Genomic DNA, 20,178 nt, shown 5'->3' with positions numbered 1-20,178 from the left:
TATTGTATACAAAAATCCCGGACCTGAAATTTCAGATCCGGGATTTTATTTTTTATCAGCGTTACTATCAGCTTTTCTTTGTGGCCATTCCATAAATCCAGAGAATGATTAAAGCGCCTCCGATTGAGAGAATCCAGCTTCTCGGATTCCAGAATGAAGTGACATCACCCCAGTGTAAAACGTAAACTCCTATAGCTCCTCCTACAAATGCTCCCAGAATTCCCAGGATGATAGTGATAAGCCATCCTCCTCCCTGAGTTCCAGGCATGATCATTTTAGCGATAGCACCTGCAATAAGACCGAATAAGATCCATGTAATAATTCCCATAGTTGCAAATTTTTTTATTGTTAATATTTTAAAAATGATTTGTTACTAATATAAGGGAAAACATGATATAAATCATCTTTTCTTGAAGAATGAGTCTACAAATTCCGTACCATTAAAAAGTTGTAAATCCTGCATTTTTTCGCCTACACCGATATACTTCACCGGAATCTGGAACTGATCGGAGATACCGATAACAACACCTCCTTTGGCTGTTCCGTCCAGTTTTGTTACTGCCAACGCGTTTACTTCCGTTGCTGCTGTAAATTGTTTTGCCTGTTCGAAAGCATTCTGCCCTGTAGAGCCGTCAAGCACCAATAAAATTTCATGAGGTGCATCAGGAATTACTTTCTGCATCACTCTTTTGATCTTGGAAAGCTCGTTCATCAGGTTGATCTTGTTGTGAAGTCTTCCTGCAGTATCGATGATGACAACATCTGCATTTTGAGCTACAGCACTTTGTACCGTATCAAAAGCTACAGACGCAGGATCCGATCCCATTTCCTGTTTTATAATGGGAACACCCACTCTTTCGCTCCAGATAACAAGCTGGTCAACGGCAGCCGCTCTAAAGGTATCAGCCGCTCCAAGAACTACTTTTTTACCTTCCGATTTGAACTGATGAGCCAGTTTTCCGATGGTTGTTGTTTTTCCCACTCCATTTACTCCTACTACCATAATGACATATGGTTTTTTTGAAGTGTCTATATTTCCCGTACCGGCATGTGGATTTTCAAGCAATAATCCCGAAATTTCTTCACGGAGAATTTTGTCAAGTTCGTTGACGCCTACATATTTATCTCTGGCAACACGTTCTTCAATTCTTTCAATAATTTTGATAGTGGTAGAGGCACCTACATCGGAAGCAATCAGTACTTCCTCCAGATCATCCAGAACTTCATCATCTACTTTGCTTTTACCGACTACGGCTTTCGTCATTTTTTCAAAGAATCCCTGGCTGGATTTTTCCAATCCTTTATCTAAGGTTTCCTTTTCTTCCTTTTTGAAAATATTTTTAAACCAACTCATAGTTTTAGTTTATTCTTATTTATTTTTAATCACTGCTGTGGCTTCTACTTCTATCAACACATCATCTCTGAAAAGCCTGCTCACTTCTACAAGGCTGCTTACGGGAGGATTCTGAAGATTGACATACAAATCCCTTACTTTTCTGAAATCAGGTGTTTTTTTGATGTCTGTGGTGTAGATGACCAGTTTGATAATATCTTTTCCTGTACCTTCATATTCTTTCAGGATGTTTTCAATATTTTTGAAAACCTGCTGGGTCTGCTCTTCAATCGTATTTCCCACAAGATTGCCTTCCGTGTCCAGAGGAACCTGTCCGGATAGCAAAATCATTCTGGAATTTCCGCAATCAATACTTACCGATTGAGATAATCCTTTTATGCTGAAAACTTTCGGCGAACTTTTATATTCTAAATTCATTGTTTTCTGACTGAATGAAAATAGAAAAGTTGCTGTGCAGGCCAGAACAAGTATCTTTTTCATACTTTACTGATTAATAATCTGGTGAGCAAAGATAGCAAAAAAACTACCCAAAACAGGAGTTGTTTTTTTATATGTAAACAAAGTCTTTATTATTTTTATTTCCTGATATTCAGCAGCAGGGTTTTTATTACAGTCTGATAAAGAAACTGATTGCAATTATAAGTCAAATTCGTCTCCCAGGCGTGCTATATTAAAACCTTTTTCAATAACCTGTTTACTCTGTCTGCTATCAGGATTTAAAATTTTATTGGTATGGTTAAAATGGATAAAGAAAATTCTTTTTTTATATTCAGGCGGCAGGCTTTTAAACAGTTCCATACTCTCCACTACAAAGGGGTGCGGGATATCTTCAATATTTCTGTAGCCTATTTCTTCCGAGTCATAGAATGTACCATCCAGAAATGCATAATCTACTGTTTTTATGAGATCTGTAATATGGTATTTCCACTTATTCCATTTATCTATATCCGGAATGAATAATGCTTTTTTATGAGGTCCTTTAATAAGGAAACCCACTGTTTCCGAATATTCATCACGGTGAGGAACCTGTATAGGAGTGACTTCTAAATGAGAGTTCACCTTTATTGGTGTTTCATTTTGCATCTCATGGGGAATAATATTACTCAAACGGACCAGCTGGGACCATGGCCCACTGGTTTCAAAGAACTTTTTAAGCCTTGGCATGCTATAGACGGGAACATCCTTGGAATTCATACCTTCTTTTCCTAAAAACATAAGACCTGTATAATGTCCGATATGGGCATGGGTAATAAATATACCATCAGGCACGGCTTTTTTTGGATCGGCTGAATGCTCCATCAGGAATTGCAGCTGCTGAGTGAAATCCGGGGTGGCATCGAAGATATAATTTTTCTGCAGCTCTTTGTCGATGACTCCCAGAGAAGATACTTTTCTGTCGGGCCGGGGATGTTTCCAGAGATCCACACAGCATTCTTTACGGCATCCGATCTGAGGAGAGCCGGCATCCTGTACATTTCCCAAAATAATAATTTTTACTTTCTCTGTAGAGCTTCTTTTATTCTGAAGGGTTTGAGAATGATAGGAAGGCGCGGTGAATAGTATGGCTGAAAATAAAATAAAGAATTGCTTCATAATGTGTTTTTTATGAAACGAATATAACAAAAAAACTACTCAAAAAATGAGTAGTTTTTTATATTGTAAACAAAGTACTGATTATTTTTTTAAATAACCATCTACTTCATCAGCATTCATTACTTTTTCTTCGAAAACGTAAGCTCCTGATTTAGAAGACTTAACCATTTTCACCACTTTAGTCATCTTCTTAGACTGACCGCTTTGTAGGGTTGCTACTACTTTCTTTGCCATGGTAAGTTATTATTTATAAATTACTTAATTTCTTTGTGAATGGTAGATCTCTTAAGAACAGGATTGTATTTTTTCAATTCCAATCTTTCTGTAGTGTTCTTTTTATTTTTTGTAGAAATGTATCTTGACATTCCTGGCATACCACTTTCTTTGTGCTCTGTACATTCAAGGATTACTTGAACTCTGTTTCCTTTTTTTGCCATGATTTATTAATTCTTTTTAATCAATCCGTTTCTAGTAGCTCTTTCAATAGCTTCCTCGATTCCAATCTTGTTAATCACTCTCAATCCATGAGCTGATACTTTCAGTGTAACGTGCTTATCTTGCTCCGGAAGGTAAAATTTCTTCTCTAATAAGTTAATTTCAAAACGACGCTTCGTTTTGTTATTAGCGTGAGAAACGTTGTTACCAACCATTGCACGCTTTCCTGTTATTTGGCAAATTCTTGACATATCTCGATGTTCTTATTTGTATAATATTTGAGAGTGCAAAATAACGAAGAATTTTTTAGATAGACAAATCTTTTGGAAAATATTTGCAAATAAGTGGCTGATTAATAATATTGAATTTTTAAAATAGCAGAATCCTTGGGATACAGCAGATAATCAGTGCTGATATATTTCATACAGCCTTTTTTTCACCCGGAAAATTTAATATTCTATCTTTGTTTTTAATTAATCTAAATAAAAACAATTATGAAGAAGATCTATATTTTATGTTCTATGGTACCAGTCAGCATCATGGCTCAGAATTTTACTGAAGTGCAGACTAATATGAATAATTTTTATTATTCTGCAGCTGATATTGCAGATATAGACAACAACGGTACGCTGGATATTGTACTCAACGGAGCGATAGATGCTGATGGCGATGGAAATGTGGACAGTACGTATAATGAAGTATATCAGAACAATGGAACAACATTGTTGCCGTTTGCAGGGTTGGGAGCAGATGTGACCCATCTGGGAGATATTAAATTCATTGATTATAATAATGACGGGTTATTGGATATTATTTCTACAGGGCTAAGTTATATGGATGTTGTTAATTATAAACAATACCGCTTCAAAAACACCGGGTCAGGATTTGTAAAAGAAGCGGAACTGCCGGGAAAAATTTATGGATCCCTGGAAGTTTTTGATTTTAATCATGATGGAAAGCCTGATTATGCCCTTAATGGAACTCAATACGCTCACGGAGGAGGTTTTGGAAATAGTCTGGATTATTACAAAAATACGGGTGCCGGTTTTGATCTTACAGAAAACTGGGTAGATGGAACCCAGAGCGGGAGCTTTAAAGTGGTAGATCTTAACAATGATAATCTTCTGGATCTTGTGATTATCGGATCAGACATCAACGGAGATGCTATATCCAAAGTATACATGAACCAGACAGGAGTTCTGACTCCTACACAGGATCTTGCGCCTGTCTCAGTGGGGAAAATAGATTTTGCAGATTTTAATGCTGATGGATTTCAGGATATCGTGGTGATTGGAAGAGATGCCAACGATGATGCCTATTCTGCTGTTTTAATGAATGATGGTACCGGAACATTAACTCCTCATATAATTCAAGCAGGCGATATTTCTGATGTTGCACTAAGTGTCGGAGATTTAAATAATGACGGCTATTACGACTTTATTATTTCAGGAAATGAAAATTACAATGCTGTTGTGAAGACTTATATCTATGATGTTTCCAATCATACATTCAATGAAGGAACTGTAACGGGGATTACTGCCCTTGGAGGTCCAGGGCTGGTACAGCTTTTTGATTTTAATAATGATCATCATCCGGACATCTTATTGGGTGGATTCGACTGGTCTGCTTCAGATCTGCCTTCACTGACTAAAGTATTTAAAAATAATGCTGCAGAAGCAAACGCTAAACCTACAGCACCAACGCAACTGAATCTTACTAAAAACGGAAACCGTTTCAATTTTACATGGAGTGGTGCTTCTGATGATAAAACTCCGATGAGTGCATTACGTTATGAGATCTCGGTAGGAACTACGCAGGGAGCTCATGATATTGCCAAATATGTGGTAACGACACCATCATGGTTCCTTGAGCTTGATCAGGCTGTTCAGAATGTATACTGGAGTGTGAAATCAATTGATGCTGCAAAAGTATATTCTGACGCTTCTGCCCAAAGTGTTTTGGGAACAGCGGAAATCAAATCTGAAAAGCATCTTGTTATCTATCCGAACCCTGTGTCAGATAAAGTCTATATAAAAGGAGAAAAAGTTTCAGAAGTTGAAATGTATTCGATGGACGGAAGAAAACTGAATATCAGTATCAATGGAGATCAGTCTATTGATGTTGCTCATTTACCAAAAGGAATCTATGTATTAAAACTGAAGATAAAAAACGAAATAACCACCAGGAAACTTACGATTAAGTAATTGAATCAATTCTATCTTCTATCAATGAGAAAAGCCAGACGTCCAGCTGGCTTTTCTCTTTTTTATCCATTTGTCTTTTTGAGTTTCAACAAATATAAATAGAGTTTATCATTCAAATTCTGAAATACAAAAAGGAAAAATAGCGGGAAATATAACAGGAAATATCTTGGTAACGGTGCTACAGAATAAAACAATAAATAGAAAATGAAAATAACTCCGGGAAATGCAGCATCAAATGTGAATCTTAATCTTAGCTTTTGAATAATTGTGTAAATTAAAAGCAAATTAAAAACGAGTAAAATAACAGAGTACAGATACATTATGTAAACGCTTGGGAAATTATAGTTTCCTGGATAATAATTTAAAAAATTGATTCCTATTTTTTTTAAACTGTTTTTAATAAACTGTTCCGGATGCTCCGAAATGAAATTTTTATTGAGCTGTTGCAGATATTGATCTATTTGTTTCTCATCTGTGAAATTCTGACGGAGATATTCATCGGTTAATATCATTTTTTTTGCCGGATCATACGGCAGGTTTTCACTTGAGAAAATATCATATTTTTCATTATTCCCCTTTGCGAAATTATAATTGAGAGAAGTTGAATAATGGAATACTCCTGTTTTTTCATAGTTTCTTATACACCATGGAAGATAGGTAATGAAAATAAATACAAACACAAGCAGAAGGTTGTAATATTTTATTTTTTTATATCCGATCAGCATAATTGCTGAGCTGATCATTAAAAACAGAAATTCAAACCGGAGATACAGCCCGGCTATTGAAAATATTGAAATTAATATTATATTTTTTACATTGACCTTCTGTGATAATTTCAATACTAACGCAAAGAAAATGCTGAATACAGATAGTGTAAGAGCAAATGAACTGATTTTTGTAGCGCCTAAAAGAATAGGCGGAAAAAAAATAACACCCACAAAAGCAAAGAAATACCTGTTTTTTTTTATCGCATTTTCTTCAAAAGACACAACAAGTAATAAAACCGAGAAAAATAAAATGACAGACTGCAGAACACATGAAATCATAACCCACTTTGGTGTCTTAACAATACTTTCTATTAAAAGTAAATAATAAGGATATAAAGGCGGCATATAAGCCGAAGGTTTGCCTAGGTAATAATAATCATGATAGACGGAAAAATCTTCCATGATTACCTTCCATTCAAATACAAGACTGGCATTTTTACTTAAAAAGTATACTGCAAGACAATACACCAGAAAAATGAGAGAATATCTGTATCTGAATATTTTTTCTTTCATTTTATCTCTATCTAATAAATTTACTTAATCTTCGGATTACGCTTTCTTTGTTTTCTTTTTGAACCATTCAATCAGATAGTAGAACAATAGGAATCCTAACGCAAATATGGAAAACCTTGAAAGAAGGTCTCCTGCTCTTGTATAAAATGTCATTGTATCATACAGGTTTACCTTTGCGAATAAGGCTGTCTGGTCACCATAGAAAGTATCGGCTGTTATCTCTCCTTTAGCATTTATATGCGCTGAAATTCCGCTGTTCGCTGCACGGGCGATTTCTCTTCTTGTTTCAATAGCCCTCAGTTTAGCATAAGATAAAAGCTGTTTGTGCCCTTCGGTAACGCCCCACCATGAGTCATTGGTCATAATACCTAAAAAGTTAGCTCCTTTTTTTACATAGTCTGTTACAAATTCACCATAAATACTTTCATAGCAAATGATAGGCGCTAGTTTTCCTTTGTTGTAAGGATTTGCAAAGGCAACTCGTTCTTTGTCTGTTCCCAGAGAAGCTACAGTACCTCCAAGATTCAGCATGGCATCTCCCAATAATGGTTTCAAAACATTCATATAAGGGAATATTTCAACACCTGGCACCAGTTTTCCTTTGTGATAAGCTTGTACTTTTTGGTTAGGCACCAGTTGAATGGCAGTATTATAACTGCTCACCCAAACACCGCTGTTAATCTGGTAAGCTTCTTTAGGTAAGTCGGTAGGATTATAAAAGAATCGGTGTGAAGAAATTCCTGTAGCAAAAACAGATTCCGGGTGACCGGATAAAAATCCTTTGATATTATTAAGAAGTAAACTCTTTTCAAAACCTGTTTCGGAAATAGATCCTCTTCCCGGAAGAGCGGTTTCCGGGGCGATATAATAATCAATCTTACCGGTTGAGTTTTTTTCAGCAAGCGCTAATAAATCCTGTTCTATAGTCAGGCTATCTTTGGAGTATTTTTCAGCATAAGGATCAAGATCCGGCTGAAGCATCAGAACATTAACCTGTCCGATTGGCTTTTCATCAAAATTGTTGTATCTGATTATTGAAATAATCATCGGCAGAACAATTAAAGCAGCAACAATAGCGGAGTTTTTGATCAGGTCTTTTCTCTTTCTTCCGGCTTCCCATGTTCTTACAGTATAAAAAATCAGAACATTGATGACCAGAATCCAGAAGCTTCCTCCGGTTGCTCCCAAAGTATCATACCACTGGATCAGTTTGGGATAGTCTGAAAATACATTCCCCAGGTTCAGCCACGGCCATGTCAGTTCCCATCCTAAATGAAATTTTTCAAAACTCATCCAGATGGCAATTAAAAAGCCTAATCCCCAATACGTTCCCTGAGCATTTTTGTACCAGTGATAACATTGGAATACCAGAGAATATAAAAGAGAATTGACTAATACAGGGAATAAAACAGCCATCAGTGAGTGGCTTCCATCCGGATTCTTTGAACCATACAGCCATCCTGTAGTGACTACGTTCCAGATGACAAAGCATAGGTAAGATAATCCGAAGACCACCCAGCTTTTCCTTTTATAATCAGAAAATTTTGAAATGCCATGTTCCATCATCAGAAGAGGAACAAGAGCAAAAAATATAAAAAACGGAACCCCATAAGTTGGCCATGAAACCGACAGCAGCATTGCTGAAATAAGTGTAAGCAGAACGTATTTCATTAAATTATTTTAATACACAAATTTAATGTTTTTGAAATGAATATATTAGCAGTTCGATGTTAAAGAAAATTTATACAATCATAATTGTTCCGTATACTCTGTTTCTGTTCTATCTGATGTTTTTGGGAATGGGCAGATTTCAGTATGAGGAAAATCTCATCACCGTAGAACCAGTTTTTTCTACCTTCAAATTTATCCAGGGTCCCACTAAGACCATAGATATAGTAACAATTGTCTTGGGTAATATTATGATGTTTATTCCTTTTGGGTTTATGGGCTGGGTAATTCCCGGACTGAAAAAGCTGAAACCCCTGATATTTGGTTTTATTTCATGTATTGTTATTGTGGAAGCGCTTCAATATTTTACCAGAATGGGAATATTTGAGGTAGATGATATCCTCCTGAATACTTTCGGGGTATATATTGGTTGGTTGCTACGCAGATTTTTGGATAGGAAACTTAATTATTAAGTTCCTTTGCACGCTTTTCAGCGTTCAGAATTCCCTGCTTCAGAATTTCTTTGAAACTGTTTTCTTCAAATGTTTTTAAAGCAGCTTCAGTAGTTCCTCCTTTGGATGCAACATCTTTAATCAGTTCCTCAAGATTTTTTTCCGAATTATTGATCAGATGATAAGCTCCCAGCATCGTCTGTTTTACAAAAAGTTTGGAAAGGTTTTCTTCAATTCCCATTTCAATGCCGGCTTTAATCATAGCATCAATAATATAATAAAAATAGGCAGGGCCGCTTCCTGAAAGGGCAGTGACACCATCCAGAAGTTCCTCATCCTCCAGATAAACCGATCTTCCTGTGCTGTTTAATAATCTTTCAATATTGATTAACTGGCTGAAAGAAATTCCGTTGGCAGCAGTATACCCTGTGATTCCCATTCCCAGAAGGGTAGGAGAGTTCGGCATTGCTCTTACCACAAGCGGATGATTTAGCAATTTTTGGATTTTTTCAATATTAATCCCTGCCATGATGGATAAGACCATCTGGTTTTCCTTGAAAGTAAATTGAATGTTGTGGGCAACCGCCTGAAAATCCTGAGGCTTTACTGCAATGATGATTAAATCAGCATCAATATCTTTTACCTCTTCGAAAGTGGAGATTTTGGATTTGGGAAATTCGTCAGCTATTTTGGAGATTTTTTCCTGACTTCTGATAATAAGATGCAGATGTTCAGGTTTGATCAGTTCGTATTTTAAGAATGATTTCGAAAAAGAAAGCCCCATATTTCCGGCACCAAGAATAGCTATTTTCATCACAACTAGTAATTTTTAAGCTAAAATAATGATTTTCCGGAGACTAGATATGAAATGATTCTGAATTAATTTTTGTTGGGTGAGCGCAAAGGCTTAAAGATTTTGAATAATATGCCGTTTTTAAGACGCGAGAAAATCGAGATTTTCAGCAAGGGTGAGAATGAAATAAGGTTAATCTTTTTGTAGCACAAAGATCGTACAGCATTAAATGTTATCGAAGATAAAATCCTTGCGCCTTAAAATAATAACAAAGAAAAATAAAAGATCCTTGCGACTTTGCGTTCATCCAACAGTTACAGATAATAAGTAATATAAAAAGACTAAATTCATACAAATCAGCCTTTATATATTTTTAGATTAAATAATATTCACTTCCCGTTCAAGTTCTATCCCAAACTTTTCCTTTACAGAATTAATGATCTCTGTAGAAAAATCAAAAATTTCTTTTCCTGTAGCACTCCCGGTTGCATTGATGATCACCAGAGATTGCAGTTTGTGTGAAGCTGCATTTCCGATTTGTTTTCCTTTCCATCCGCATTGTTCAATCAGCCATCCGGCAGGAACTTTTACCCCATCTCCATTCGGGTAACCCTGAATATTTTCAAATTTTTGTTTTAATGCTTCAAACTGAGCTAAAGGAATGGTTGGGTTCTTGAAAAAACTTCCGGCATTTCCAATTTCTTTAGGATCCGGTAATTTGCTTTGACGGATATTGATCACTGCTTTTGAAACATCCTGAATGGTTGGATTTTCAATGCCAAGATTTTCGAGTTCAGATTGAATTGCTCCATATTCGGTTTTGATATGGTGATCTTTTTGAGTCAGTTTAAAAGTAACTTCCAGAATAACATATCTGCCTTTTCCTTCCTGTTTGAAAATAGAATCCCTGTATCCGAACCTGCATTGTTCGAGATTGAAAGTTCTCAATTCAAGATTCTCCAGGTCCAATACATCACAGCTTACAAAAATATCTTTAATTTCTGTTCCGTAAGCTCCGATATTCTGCATCGGAGAAGTTCCAACATTTCCCGGAATTAAAGAAAGATTTTCAAGTCCTCCATAATTTTTTTGCAGGCAGTACATTACAAATTCATGCCAGTTTTCACCTGCTTTTGCGGTTACCCATACCTCATTTTCATTGATGATTTCTTCGAAAATACCTCTTAAATTAAGTCTGATAGCAAGACCATCGAAATCTTTGGTAAGAAGAATATTGCTTCCGCCTCCCAGGAACAGAAGCTGAAGATTTTGGTTTTTCGCGAAAATAAGTGCCTCTTTTAATTCATCAATAGTATTAACTTCCGTAAAATAACGGGCTTTGGCTTCAACACCAAATGTGTTGTAAGGTCGTAGTGAAAAATTTTCCTGCATGTTTTTATTGGTATTCTTTGGGGAGAATTTTGTTTAGTTGTTCTTTAAGTTGCTGTAATTGCTTGTAATGTAAAGTATCTGCATAAGCATTCACATAGATATGTGATTTTTTGGGAGTCCGGATCTGGAAGGTTTCATCTGTTCCGTCTACAGACTGTTGGCTTGGAGAACTTTTGATATGATCAAGATCTACAATATTGATTGTTGATACCAGCTTTTTCCAGGTTTCGGAATTCATAGCAGATACCCATGATTTATGGGTTTGATTGGCTGTCATCCCTTGTTCTGCAAAAACAGAATCTTTTGTGGCCTTCACAATTCTGTAGTTTCCCAGATGTCCTCCGATGTCGGATACGCTGATGAATGTAATCTCATGTGGATTTTTTTGAGAAACAGATGGCTCTGTCTTTTTGGAATCACAGGAAAAAAATGCCGACAGCAAAAGGATCGAAAACAGGATTTTCAGATGGAGTTTTTTTGTTGTCGGCATCAATATATTTTTACAGACTGAATTCTTCTCTGTACTTCTTTAAAGCTTCTTTAAGAATTTCAGCACTTCTTTTTAAATCTTCTTCTTTCAGTACGTAGGCAATTCTTACCTGTTTCTTACCTAATTCAGGATCACTATAGAAGCCTCCCGCAGGTGCTACCATGATGGTTTCGTTATTAAGAGAATATTTTTCAAGTAGCCACTGGGCAAATTTTTCAGTATCATCCACCGGAAGTTCTGCAACACAGTAGAAAGCTCCTCTTGGTTTAGGGCAGATCACACCAGGAATAGCGTTTAAAAGATCTACCAGTACATTTCTTCTGTGGGTATATTCTTCTCTTACTGCTCTGATGTAGGGGCCGTCGTTCTGGTGTGCTGCCGTTGCTGCAATCTGTCCTAAAAGAACCGGGCTTAATCTTGCCTGTGCAAAAAGCATCGCCGCATTACGGATCTTGTTGGAACGTGTCACCATACATCCGATTCTTACTCCACACATAGAGTAACGCTTGGATTCAGAGTCAATAATGATACAGTTTTCAGCTAATTCAGGGAAATCGAGCATTGAGATCTGCTGCTTTCCATCGTATACGTATTCTCTGTATACTTCATCAGAAATGATGACGATATCATATTTCAAAGCGATTTCTGCCAGTTTCTGAAGTTCCTCACGGGTATAAAGATATCCGGTAGGGTTACCAGGGTTACAGATGATGATCGCTCTTGTTTTTTCTGTAATTTTTTTCTCAAATTCTTCAACAGGCGGCAAAGCAAAACCAGTATCAATTGTAGAAGGTACAGCTACTACATTCACATCAAATGTGCTGGTGAACCCATTGTAGTTGGCATAGTAAGGTTCTGGGATAATGACTTCATCACCTTCATCACATAGAGTAGAGATCGCAAAGTTAAGTGCTTCAGAACCTCCGTTGGTAACAATGAAGTTATCAGGAGTAAGATCTGAGAAGCCTAATGAATGATAATATTCAGTAAGGGCCTTTCTGTATTCTATATTACCTTCAGAAAGAGCATATTCCAATACTTTTAAATCGATGTTCTTTAAAGCATTTAAAGCTGTTTCCGGAGTTTCAATATCAGGCTGTCCGATATTAAGGTGGTATACTTTTATTCCTTTTTGTTTTGCTTGTAACGCAAAAGGAACCAGTTTTCTTACCGGCGATGGCGGCATATGCAGTGCTCTGTTTGAAATATTCGGCATTGTTCAAAAAATTTGTATGACAAAAATAGGATTTAATTTCTCAATAATAAAATTAAGAATCAATAAGAAGATGTTTCATACGTTTTATGTTGTCTTTAAAATTTGATTGTTTAATATTAAATTTTCATGTATTTAAAATAAACTTTATGATTATGTTAAAAATAATATTTTCGTGTTATTATTTTTCTTAAATTTCGCCTCAAATGTGATTAAAATGGTAATAAATTTATTTTCTAGAGTAATACCTGCTATTGCTCTGTTTTCGGCCACGGCTATGATGGCTCAGAATTATCAAACCATGCCCATTTCCTCAGGCTTTACAGCTGATGTGATTGCTAATGGCATCGGTTCTTCCACAATTACTACAAACAATGACGTAGATGGAGTTTCTTATGCTTTTGTAGCTAAAGATTTTCAGTTAACCTCAACAAGTGCAGCTATTACCTATGGTATTCCTGTTGATGGGGTTATTAATTCTGTAGTGGGAACTACTCCGGGGCTGAGTTTTCAACTGGCCGGTCTGAGTGCGAACAACTCTTTAAGACTGGCTGCAATTAATGATAACGGAACCCTGGCATTTACATCACCGAAAGCTGCAACCAAATTGTACATGCTTGCTGTAAGTGGAAGTGGTACTTCTACGGTAAATGTAGTGGTGAATTTTACCGATGGCAGTTCGCAGACGTTTTCAGGTATCAGTCTTGCTGACTGGTATAATGGACCTAGTTTTGCCATCCAGGGAATAGGAAGGATTAAAAAGCCCGGGGCTACTCCCGGTGCCAGTGATGATATCCCCTCTCCTGAGGGCGGAACCAATCCAAGATTATATCAGGCTGAACTGGCAATAGATGCTGCGAACCAGGCAAAACTAATACAGAGCGTAACGGTAACCAAAGCAAGCGGTTCAGGTATACCGAATATTTTTGCTTTTTCGGCAGATGCCTATTCGGATTGTATGCCTCCTGTATTGCAGGCCGTTTCCGGAATCACAGCCAATTCTGCTTTAGTCTCATGGACAGGCAGTGCTGCCAGTTATGATGTGTACCACAGTACTTCCAGCACAATACCGGCAAGTACGGTAACACCTACTTATCAGGGAGTAACAGGAACAAGTACAACAATAGGAAGTCTTAATTCCAATACAACCTATTATTATTGGGTGAGATCCAACTGTAATACTGTAACGGGACAGAGTGTATGGTCTTTTGCAGGAACATTTAAAACGGCATGTTCTACTTTCACGGTTCCTTATACAGAAAACTTTGATACGACAAGTACAGGTTCAAGCACCAATACCAATGCTCCAAGCTGCTGGGCATATTTGGAAACTCCTTCATTTTCGGGTTATGGCTATGTATCAACCTCCAATAGTTATTCAGCACCTAATTCTTACTACATGAATAACTCGAGTGGGACTACAGGCAGTCAGATGTTGGTTGCACCTCCAGCGGTAAACCTTTCAGACGGGACCAAACGTGTGAGATTCTATGCAAAAGCCGGAGGTAGTAATTATACTTTATTGGTGGGAACACTATCGAACCCTGCGGATCCTGCATCCTTTACACAGATAGGAGCTCCTATTTCCCTTACAACTACGCATGCACAATATACAGTGAATATTCCTGCGGGTTCTGATTTGCAACTGGCATTTAAACACGGTTTAGGAGGTTCTTCACGTTCTATTTATATTGATAATATTACCGTTCAGGATATTCCTTCCTGCCTTGAGCCGACTGCAGTTGCGGTATCCAATCTTACAGTGAACTCTGCAACAATTGGCTGGACTGCTCCTCTTTCGGTTCCTTCAAATGGATACGAAGTATACTACAGTACAACGAATACTGCACCTGATGCATCTACTGTCTTGAACGCTTCCAATTCTGTAACTTCTGCTACGACTTCTGCACCATTAAGTTCATTATCTTCTGATACCAATTATTATGTATGGGTAAGATCTGTATGCAGTGCTGCTGATAAAAGTATCTGGAGTGAGGTGCTTACATTCAGAACAGGGTATTGCTTACCTTCATCTACTTCTCAGAATTCATGGCTTTCTGACTTCAGTTCTACAGGAGGACTTGTAGATATGGCTTATTCATCCGGTTCAAGTGTTGCAGGCGGATATCAGAATTTAACAACAACCAGTAACAAAATAATCAATGCTCCTGGCTCCAGTACTTCCGTATCTTTTACGGCCGGTGGTCCTACATGTGGAATTGGGGTTTGGGTAGACTGGAATAATAATTTAACTTTTGAAGCTTCAGAAAGAATGTTTGTAACCAATACTTATGTTACAAGTACGTCGGGATCTATCACAGTCCCTGCAGGAACACCTCTTGGATCTTATAGAATGAGAGTGGTGACTGATTATAACAGTACAGCCCCTTCAAACCCTTGTTCTGCTATTTCAAGAGGAGAATTTATTGATTTTAACTTTGAAGTAGCTACCTCTTTATCCACTTCAGAAACAAATCTGAAGAAAAAAGATGTGAATGTATATCCTAATCCTTTTAAAGATGTGCTTCATGTTGCAGATATCAAAAATGTAAAATCTGTAACTGTTACAGATGTAGCGGGAAGAGTAGTGAAAACTATTGACAATCCAACTAATGAACTTCAGTTAGGGGAATTGAATGCCGGTTTATACTTAGTGACGATGAACTTTAAGGATGGTTCAAAATCAACGGTAAAAGCCATTAAGAAATAAAATTTTTTGAGTTAATAATTTCTGTAGGCAGTTGCATTCGTGCGGCTGCCTTTTTTGTTTTTATAACGCGGATAATTTTCTGACTTCCAAAATCTATTATTGAGAATAAGTAAGTAAATAATATTCATTACATATTTTTTGAGTGTTGATAATTTTAGTTTTTTTGTAGATATTTTTTAGAATTTAAGTCGATATGTTATTTATTTTTTTAGGAAATAGCTTTTTTAGTATTGGTTTTTTATTTTTGGATTAGATTCAACACAAAAAACATCTCATTATGAAAAAAAAACTATTTTTAGAAAAGCTTTCATACATTGCTTTATTTTCTACCGTTGCCATGCAGGCTCAGAATTATCAAACCATGCCGGTTTCCTCAGGCTTTACCGCTGATGTAATTGCTAATGGTATCGGATCTGCTTATGATTCTACTACCAATGACATTGATGGGCAAGGTTATGCTTTTGTTGCAACAGATTTTCAAGCTGTGAGTTCTGATCCGCCGCTAACTTTTGGTGTACCTGCTAATGGTATTCTCAATTCTGTAGTAGCCTCGACTCCCGGATTAAGTTATCAGTTGGGAGCTCTGAATTCCAATAATTCGCTGAGGCTGGAAAGTACCGGGGAATATGGAACACTTGAATTTGTGACTCCATCAACAGCTTTAAAATTATATATGCTTGCTACAAGCGGAAGTGGCGGCGCTATTGTAACGGCTACTGTGACATTCACCGATAATACTTCTCAGATATTTTCCAATATAAGTATTGCTGACTGGTATGGCGGAGCCAATTATGCGGTTCAGGGGCTGGGAAGGATTGTTGTGGGTAATGATGATCTAGAAGCTGATAGCTCTAATCCCAGAATATATCAGTTTGCATTGAATATTGATACGGCGAACCAATCTAAACCTGTAAAAAGTGTAACCCTGACAAAAAGCGGAGGTGATGGTATTATCAATCTTTTTGCCTTTTCTGCAGAAAAAAATACACAACTCAGTACCGCTGAAGTAAATGGTCTTAAAAAAGGAGATATTTATCCAAATCCTTTTAAAGATGCACTTCATATTAATAATGTAAAAAATGTTAAGGCTATAACAGTTACAGATGTAGCGGGAAGAGTAGTGAAAACTATTGACAATCCAACTAATGAACTTCAGTTAGGAGAATTGAATGCCGGTTTATACTTGCTGACGATAGACTTTAAAGATGGTTCAAAATCAACAGTAAAAGCCTTGAAAAAATAATAATTTTTGAGTCAATAATTTCTGTAGGCAGCTGCACTCGTGCGGTTGCCTTTTTTGTGACCAGTTTTGATAATAACTGGACAAAATATTATCAGAAAATGTCCATAAAATTATTATACATTTGCACCGAAAACTATAATATCCATGAATAAATTTAAACTGCTTTTTTTAATACCATTATTTTATTCCGAATTTTCCCAGGCTCAGCGAATTGATAAAGAAATAATCAGTTTCCAGCTTTTAAAAGAGCCGGTTTTTCCTACGGAACTTTCCAACAGAAATTATACGATTACGGTAAAGTCTCCCTACAATATTACAAAAGATGATGTCATCAGAATTTCAAAAGAAGACCACCAGAAAAAGGTAGATAATTACCAGACTAATGTTGAAAATGCCAAGTATGAGCATCAGGAAAGATTAAAAGACTATGATGCTGAAGTAAAAAAACTTCAGGAAAAATACAAACTTGAATCTGCAGAATACAGCAAATTGTCAGCTGTTGAAAAAATTGCAGCAACCAATGGAGCTCCTGTACTGAGGCTTCCTTCAAGACCTATCCTTAATATTCCTCCAATGCCGGTGTACCAGCAGCCTGATCTGAGGGATGCTTTAATTGTAGATAACAAAATTCTGGCTTCTCAAATTGATGTGACTGGTTTTTCAAAAGGTGGAAATTATCTTGATATTGTCATTGAAATGGAAAGAACAAATTTTCAGGACAATCAGGGGAAAACTTTTGCCAACCAGCCTACAAAAATCACAGCGAAGCAAGGCGGTACAGTAAAGTTCGATAAAACCTACTTCTCAGATTTTGCAGAAATAGCAAGCGTTCCGACTAATGAAATTAATCTGAATGCTCAGGAAAAAAGATTCCTGCAAAGAACGATTGACCGTACAAGAAATATTATCAATGAAAATTTTGGGTATCAGACCATCAATTCTACCGTGACCTTGGCAACTGTGAAGAACAAAGGAGAGTATGATGATCTGGAGAAAGCGTATATCTATGTGACCACCAATCTGAAAAAACTTCAGGCAAAATCGGATTATGCACCGAACAAAATTGCCATGGAGAATATGCAGAAAGGAATTGATCTCTGGAAAACAGCTTTAACAAAAGTAAATTACAACGATAAGAAAGCAGTTTACAATCAGAAGATCGGAGAATACCTTTATTTTAACCTGATCAGATTGAATATTGCTTTAGGAAACTATCAGGAAGCAGAGAAATATTTAAATGAGTTACAGGAGCATTTAGTGGATATTAAACTATCCTACGATGCTAATCTTGAACTGAAAAGATTGGAAGAAAAAATTTATAATAACTAAAGAAAACGATATGATTAAACAGATTATTGCTTCGGCATTAATTACCGCTTCTGTGTACTCTTTTGCACAGTCGAAAGTAACAGAAGGAACAAAATTCACAGTGGATGCCAATCTTGAAACGGATGATAAACTGGTACTGGCAGATGACTACAATTCTTATATGTTCAGTGCTATTAATATTGACGGATTGATGAGAAATGTTTTTCCTCACAAGAAATTACTGATGAGAAAACTGGATCAGAACGGAAGTCTTGTGGATACTTATGTGAAAGATTATGCCAACAAAACGAATGGTGTTCTTCACAATTATCTGGGGTCACAACAGATTGATGATGATAAATTTATAGCATTTACGGAAGAGTATTTCGGAAAAGAAAACAGAAAAGAAGTTTTCCAGCATGTTTTCAGCAGAAAAGAAGGTACTTTTACAACAAAGAGTATTGCAAAATACAGCATCGAGTCTACCAACAAATCAGGAACTACTTATGTCCTTTTCTCAGAAAACGGGAAATATGCAGCCATCTTCAATGACAGATATGCGAATAAAAAGACAGATAATGTCAATGATGTGCTGGTAATGGATTTGAGAACACTTTCTCCGGTCTGGAACAAAGAAATAACATTGAGTAATGATTATGTTGAAAAGTCTTTGACATTAACTAACTCGGCGAAAATCGTTCTATTACGTAAAGCAACAGGCTGGAAGGAAGCTTACAAGCTGGAACTGGTTTCCAATACGGAAGATAAAGACCTTCCGTTCGATGATAAATATATTCCTGAAAAATTATATGCATTCAGTAAAAATGATAATGATTACCTGGTAACTTTTGGAAGAAAAAATGCAGCGGTTACCATTGGAGCAAGTACTTTTGGAACGGTAATGTACTATGATATGAAGTCTGGGAAAGCAGTCATCAGCAATACCAATCTGGCTGGAAGCAAAGACATGAGTGATGTGAAAGTCATCAAAACGATTGTAAAAGGGGATGAAACTTTAATGGCTGTTCAGCAGGAGACGGTGACAAGACCGATGCCTACAGCAATGAACCGTTTCCCTGATCCTGTATATTCTCTGGATGCGGGAATGCTGATCAAATTTAATAAAGAAGGTGAAGTAAAGCAATTCGTAGCAGCAGGAACTTCTACCGGAAAAAGAATTCATGTGGTTGAAGCAGGAGATAAACTTTATATTTCCGCTTTCTATCCTAAAGGAGCATTTGGTAATACAGGATTTTCTATGAAAGTTTTTGACTTCGCCAATCTGAAACCTCAGGAAGTAAGCCTCGATTATAAAGGTAGAAATTTCTTCCAGAACTACGGTTTTGCAGATGGAAATATGATTCAGTACGTTCCGAATGTCAACAAAATGATGTTCCTTCAAAAGAGCAGCAAGGAGGTTCAGATGTTCAGTGTGTACAATTTTATAAAATAATCGTATTTTAGAAAAAATTATCACATGCAGATTCAGTCGGTTTCTATAGAAGATTATATCTCAAAAATTCCTGAAGAAAGACAGGAAGCTTTTAAAAAACTTTTTGATACGGTGAACGACAACCTTCCGAAAGGTTTTGAAGACGCTTCAAATTATGGGATGATAGGCTGGGTAGTTCCTTTGACAACCTATCCTGCCGGATATCATTGTGCACCCGGGACACCGTTGCCTTTTATCAACCTTGCTTCCCAGAAGAATTTTATAGCTTTGTATCATATGGGACTATATTCCAAGCCGGAACTTCTGGATTGGTTCGTAGGAGAATATCCCAAATATTCGAAGAAAAAGCTGGATATGGGTAAATCCTGTGTCCGCTTCAAAAAAACAGAAGATATTCCTTTTGAACTGATTGCCGAGCTGAGTCAGAAAATGACGCCTGATGACTGGATCGGAATTTATGAATCACAGTATAAGAAATAAAAAGAGCCCTGAAATCTATTTGATTTCAGGGCTCTTTTTTATGCTGGAAGCTGGAAGATGGGAGTAGGAAGTAGGAAGTTATATTTGTGTTTAAAAACTATCAGTTGTTA

20 protein-coding genes are annotated in these 20,178 nt (G+C 36.7%); 7 read left to right on the top strand and 13 right to left on the bottom strand.

The genetic code is table 11. The features are described from left to right. Nucleotides 1–67 precede the first annotated feature (67 nt). The 7 genes from JNG87_RS01115 to rpmB all read right to left on the bottom strand — a co-directional run bounded on the left by JNG87_RS01115 (nucleotide 68) and on the right by rpmB (nucleotide 3,633). Complete coding sequence (locus JNG87_RS01115) at nucleotides 68–328, bottom strand: GlsB/YeaQ/YmgE family stress response membrane protein (RefSeq protein ID WP_034694983.1); 261 nt, start codon at nucleotides 326–328, stop codon at nucleotides 68–70. A 72-nt stretch (nucleotides 329–400) separates the two neighbouring features. After that, the gene (gene ftsY, locus JNG87_RS01110) at nucleotides 401–1,354 is read right to left on the bottom strand and encodes a signal recognition particle-docking protein FtsY (RefSeq protein ID WP_076595870.1); all 954 of its coding nucleotides are present in this window, start codon (nucleotides 1,352–1,354) and stop codon (nucleotides 401–403) included. 15 nt (nucleotides 1,355–1,369) lie between these two features. Then, nucleotides 1,370–1,834: a RidA family protein gene (locus tag JNG87_RS01105; protein WP_202841223.1), complete on the bottom strand. Its 465-nt coding sequence runs from the start codon at nucleotides 1,832–1,834 to the stop codon at nucleotides 1,370–1,372. Between the two features lie 156 nt (nucleotides 1,835–1,990). Next, nucleotides 1,991–2,947, bottom strand: coding sequence for an MBL fold metallo-hydrolase (locus tag JNG87_RS01100; RefSeq protein WP_202841221.1), 957 nt, complete (start codon nucleotides 2,945–2,947; stop codon nucleotides 1,991–1,993). A gap of 81 nt (nucleotides 2,948–3,028) precedes the next feature. Then, nucleotides 3,029–3,181: a DUF4295 domain-containing protein gene (locus JNG87_RS01095; protein WP_002976755.1), complete on the bottom strand. Its 153-nt coding sequence runs from the start codon at nucleotides 3,179–3,181 to the stop codon at nucleotides 3,029–3,031. A 20-nt stretch (nucleotides 3,182–3,201) separates the two neighbouring features. After that, nucleotides 3,202–3,384, bottom strand: a complete 183-nt coding sequence (gene rpmG / locus JNG87_RS01090; protein WP_002976756.1) for a 50S ribosomal protein L33 — start codon at nucleotides 3,382–3,384, stop codon at nucleotides 3,202–3,204. A 6-nt stretch (nucleotides 3,385–3,390) separates the two neighbouring features. Continuing rightward, nucleotides 3,391–3,633, bottom strand: coding sequence for a 50S ribosomal protein L28 (gene rpmB, locus JNG87_RS01085; protein ID WP_002976757.1), 243 nt, complete (start codon nucleotides 3,631–3,633; stop codon nucleotides 3,391–3,393). Between the two features lie 243 nt (nucleotides 3,634–3,876). Between rpmB and JNG87_RS01080 the strand changes: the two genes are divergently transcribed. Beyond that, nucleotides 3,877–5,586, top strand: a complete 1,710-nt coding sequence (locus JNG87_RS01080; RefSeq protein ID WP_238349647.1) for a T9SS type A sorting domain-containing protein — start codon at nucleotides 3,877–3,879, stop codon at nucleotides 5,584–5,586. Between the two features lie 62 nt (nucleotides 5,587–5,648). Here JNG87_RS01080 and JNG87_RS01075 read toward each other — a convergent pair whose 3' ends face one another. Next, on the bottom strand, nucleotides 5,649–6,866 hold the full coding sequence (locus JNG87_RS01075; protein WP_202841219.1) for a hypothetical protein: 1,218 nt from the start codon (nucleotides 6,864–6,866) through the stop codon (nucleotides 5,649–5,651). 36 nt (nucleotides 6,867–6,902) lie between these two features. Then, complete coding sequence (gene lnt / locus JNG87_RS01070; RefSeq protein WP_202841218.1) at nucleotides 6,903–8,537, bottom strand: apolipoprotein N-acyltransferase; 1,635 nt, start codon at nucleotides 8,535–8,537, stop codon at nucleotides 6,903–6,905. Between the two features lie 56 nt (nucleotides 8,538–8,593). Between lnt and JNG87_RS01065 the strand changes: the two genes are divergently transcribed. Next, the gene (locus JNG87_RS01065; RefSeq protein ID WP_202841217.1) at nucleotides 8,594–9,007 is read left to right on the top strand and encodes a VanZ family protein; all 414 of its coding nucleotides are present in this window, start codon (nucleotides 8,594–8,596) and stop codon (nucleotides 9,005–9,007) included. Here JNG87_RS01065 and proC read toward each other — a convergent pair. The 4 genes from proC to JNG87_RS01045 form a co-directional block, all read right to left on the bottom strand. Then, complete coding sequence (gene proC / locus JNG87_RS01060) at nucleotides 8,997–9,800, bottom strand: pyrroline-5-carboxylate reductase (RefSeq protein ID WP_202841216.1); 804 nt, start codon at nucleotides 9,798–9,800, stop codon at nucleotides 8,997–8,999. The two genes, JNG87_RS01065 and proC, sit on opposite strands and share 11 nt — an antisense overlap. 357 nt (nucleotides 9,801–10,157) lie before the next feature. Next, nucleotides 10,158–11,171, bottom strand: a complete 1,014-nt coding sequence (gene murB, locus JNG87_RS01055; RefSeq protein ID WP_202841215.1) for a UDP-N-acetylmuramate dehydrogenase — start codon at nucleotides 11,169–11,171, stop codon at nucleotides 10,158–10,160. Between the two features lie 4 nt (nucleotides 11,172–11,175). Beyond that, a complete protein-coding gene (locus tag JNG87_RS01050; RefSeq protein ID WP_202841214.1) occupies nucleotides 11,176–11,661 on the bottom strand; it encodes a hypothetical protein in 486 nt (161 codons plus the stop codon). 10 nt (nucleotides 11,662–11,671) lie between these two features. Continuing rightward, entirely contained in the window at nucleotides 11,672–12,877 is a 1,206-nt protein-coding gene (locus tag JNG87_RS01045; protein WP_110008033.1) for a pyridoxal phosphate-dependent aminotransferase, read from the bottom strand. 214 nt (nucleotides 12,878–13,091) lie between these two features. Between JNG87_RS01045 and JNG87_RS01040 the strand changes: the two genes are divergently transcribed. The 5 genes from JNG87_RS01040 (at nucleotide 13,092) to JNG87_RS01020 (ending at nucleotide 20,068) form a co-directional block, all read left to right on the top strand. Further along, entirely contained in the window at nucleotides 13,092–15,584 is a 2,493-nt protein-coding gene (locus tag JNG87_RS01040) for a GEVED domain-containing protein (protein WP_202841213.1), read from the top strand. A gap of 277 nt (nucleotides 15,585–15,861) precedes the next feature. Beyond that, entirely contained in the window at nucleotides 15,862–16,827 is a 966-nt protein-coding gene (locus JNG87_RS01035; protein WP_202841212.1) for a T9SS type A sorting domain-containing protein, read from the top strand. 144 nt (nucleotides 16,828–16,971) lie between these two features. After that, nucleotides 16,972–18,156 (top strand): hypothetical protein, encoded by a 1,185-nt coding sequence (locus JNG87_RS01030; protein WP_202841210.1) that lies wholly within the window; start codon nucleotides 16,972–16,974, stop codon nucleotides 18,154–18,156. A 10-nt stretch (nucleotides 18,157–18,166) separates the two neighbouring features. After that, the gene (locus JNG87_RS01025) at nucleotides 18,167–19,588 is read left to right on the top strand and encodes a hypothetical protein (protein ID WP_202841208.1); all 1,422 of its coding nucleotides are present in this window, start codon (nucleotides 18,167–18,169) and stop codon (nucleotides 19,586–19,588) included. 24 nt (nucleotides 19,589–19,612) lie between these two features. Further along, entirely contained in the window at nucleotides 19,613–20,068 is a 456-nt protein-coding gene (locus JNG87_RS01020; RefSeq protein WP_110008029.1) for a DUF1801 domain-containing protein, read from the top strand. The last annotated feature ends 110 nt before the right edge of the window (nucleotides 20,069–20,178 follow it).

This window comes from Chryseobacterium cucumeris (assembly GCF_016775705.1).
GTDB lineage: Bacteria > Bacteroidota > Bacteroidia > Flavobacteriales > Weeksellaceae > Chryseobacterium > Chryseobacterium cupriresistens.
The sequence above is the reverse complement of the archived record's forward strand: the minus strand, read 5'-3'. Positions and strand labels throughout refer to the sequence as shown.

Coding starts and splice junctions, on each gene's coding strand:
- JNG87_RS01115 (WP_034694983.1), bottom strand. CDS start 328: ATGGGAATTATTACATGGATCTTATTCGGTCTTATTGCAGGTGCTATC.
- ftsY (WP_076595870.1), bottom strand. CDS start 1,354: ATGAGTTGGTTTAAAAATATTTTCAAAAAGGAAGAAAAGGAAACCTTA.
- JNG87_RS01105 (WP_202841223.1), bottom strand. CDS start 1,834: ATGAAAAAGATACTTGTTCTGGCCTGCACAGCAACTTTTCTATTTTCA.
- JNG87_RS01100 (WP_202841221.1), bottom strand. CDS start 2,947: ATGAAGCAATTCTTTATTTTATTTTCAGCCATACTATTCACCGCGCCT.
- JNG87_RS01095 (WP_002976755.1), bottom strand. CDS start 3,181: ATGGCAAAGAAAGTAGTAGCAACCCTACAAAGCGGTCAGTCTAAGAAG.
- rpmG (WP_002976756.1), bottom strand. CDS start 3,384: ATGGCAAAAAAAGGAAACAGAGTTCAAGTAATCCTTGAATGTACAGAG.
- rpmB (WP_002976757.1), bottom strand. CDS start 3,633: ATGTCAAGAATTTGCCAAATAACAGGAAAGCGTGCAATGGTTGGTAAC.
- JNG87_RS01080 (WP_238349647.1), top strand. CDS start 3,877: ATGAAGAAGATCTATATTTTATGTTCTATGGTACCAGTCAGCATCATG.
- JNG87_RS01075 (WP_202841219.1), bottom strand. CDS start 6,866: ATGAAAGAAAAAATATTCAGATACAGATATTCTCTCATTTTTCTGGTG.
- lnt (WP_202841218.1), bottom strand. CDS start 8,537: ATGAAATACGTTCTGCTTACACTTATTTCAGCAATGCTGCTGTCGGTT.
- JNG87_RS01065 (WP_202841217.1), top strand. CDS start 8,594: ATGTTAAAGAAAATTTATACAATCATAATTGTTCCGTATACTCTGTTT.
- proC (WP_202841216.1), bottom strand. CDS start 9,800: ATGAAAATAGCTATTCTTGGTGCCGGAAATATGGGGCTTTCTTTTTCG.
- murB (WP_202841215.1), bottom strand. CDS start 11,171: ATGCAGGAAAATTTTTCACTACGACCTTACAACACATTTGGTGTTGAA.
- JNG87_RS01050 (WP_202841214.1), bottom strand. CDS start 11,661: ATGCCGACAACAAAAAAACTCCATCTGAAAATCCTGTTTTCGATCCTT.
- JNG87_RS01045 (WP_110008033.1), bottom strand. CDS start 12,877: ATGCCGAATATTTCAAACAGAGCACTGCATATGCCGCCATCGCCGGTA.
- JNG87_RS01040 (WP_202841213.1), top strand. CDS start 13,092: ATGGTAATAAATTTATTTTCTAGAGTAATACCTGCTATTGCTCTGTTT.
- JNG87_RS01035 (WP_202841212.1), top strand. CDS start 15,862: ATGAAAAAAAAACTATTTTTAGAAAAGCTTTCATACATTGCTTTATTT.
- JNG87_RS01030 (WP_202841210.1), top strand. CDS start 16,972: ATGAATAAATTTAAACTGCTTTTTTTAATACCATTATTTTATTCCGAA.
- JNG87_RS01025 (WP_202841208.1), top strand. CDS start 18,167: ATGATTAAACAGATTATTGCTTCGGCATTAATTACCGCTTCTGTGTAC.
- JNG87_RS01020 (WP_110008029.1), top strand. CDS start 19,613: ATGCAGATTCAGTCGGTTTCTATAGAAGATTATATCTCAAAAATTCCT.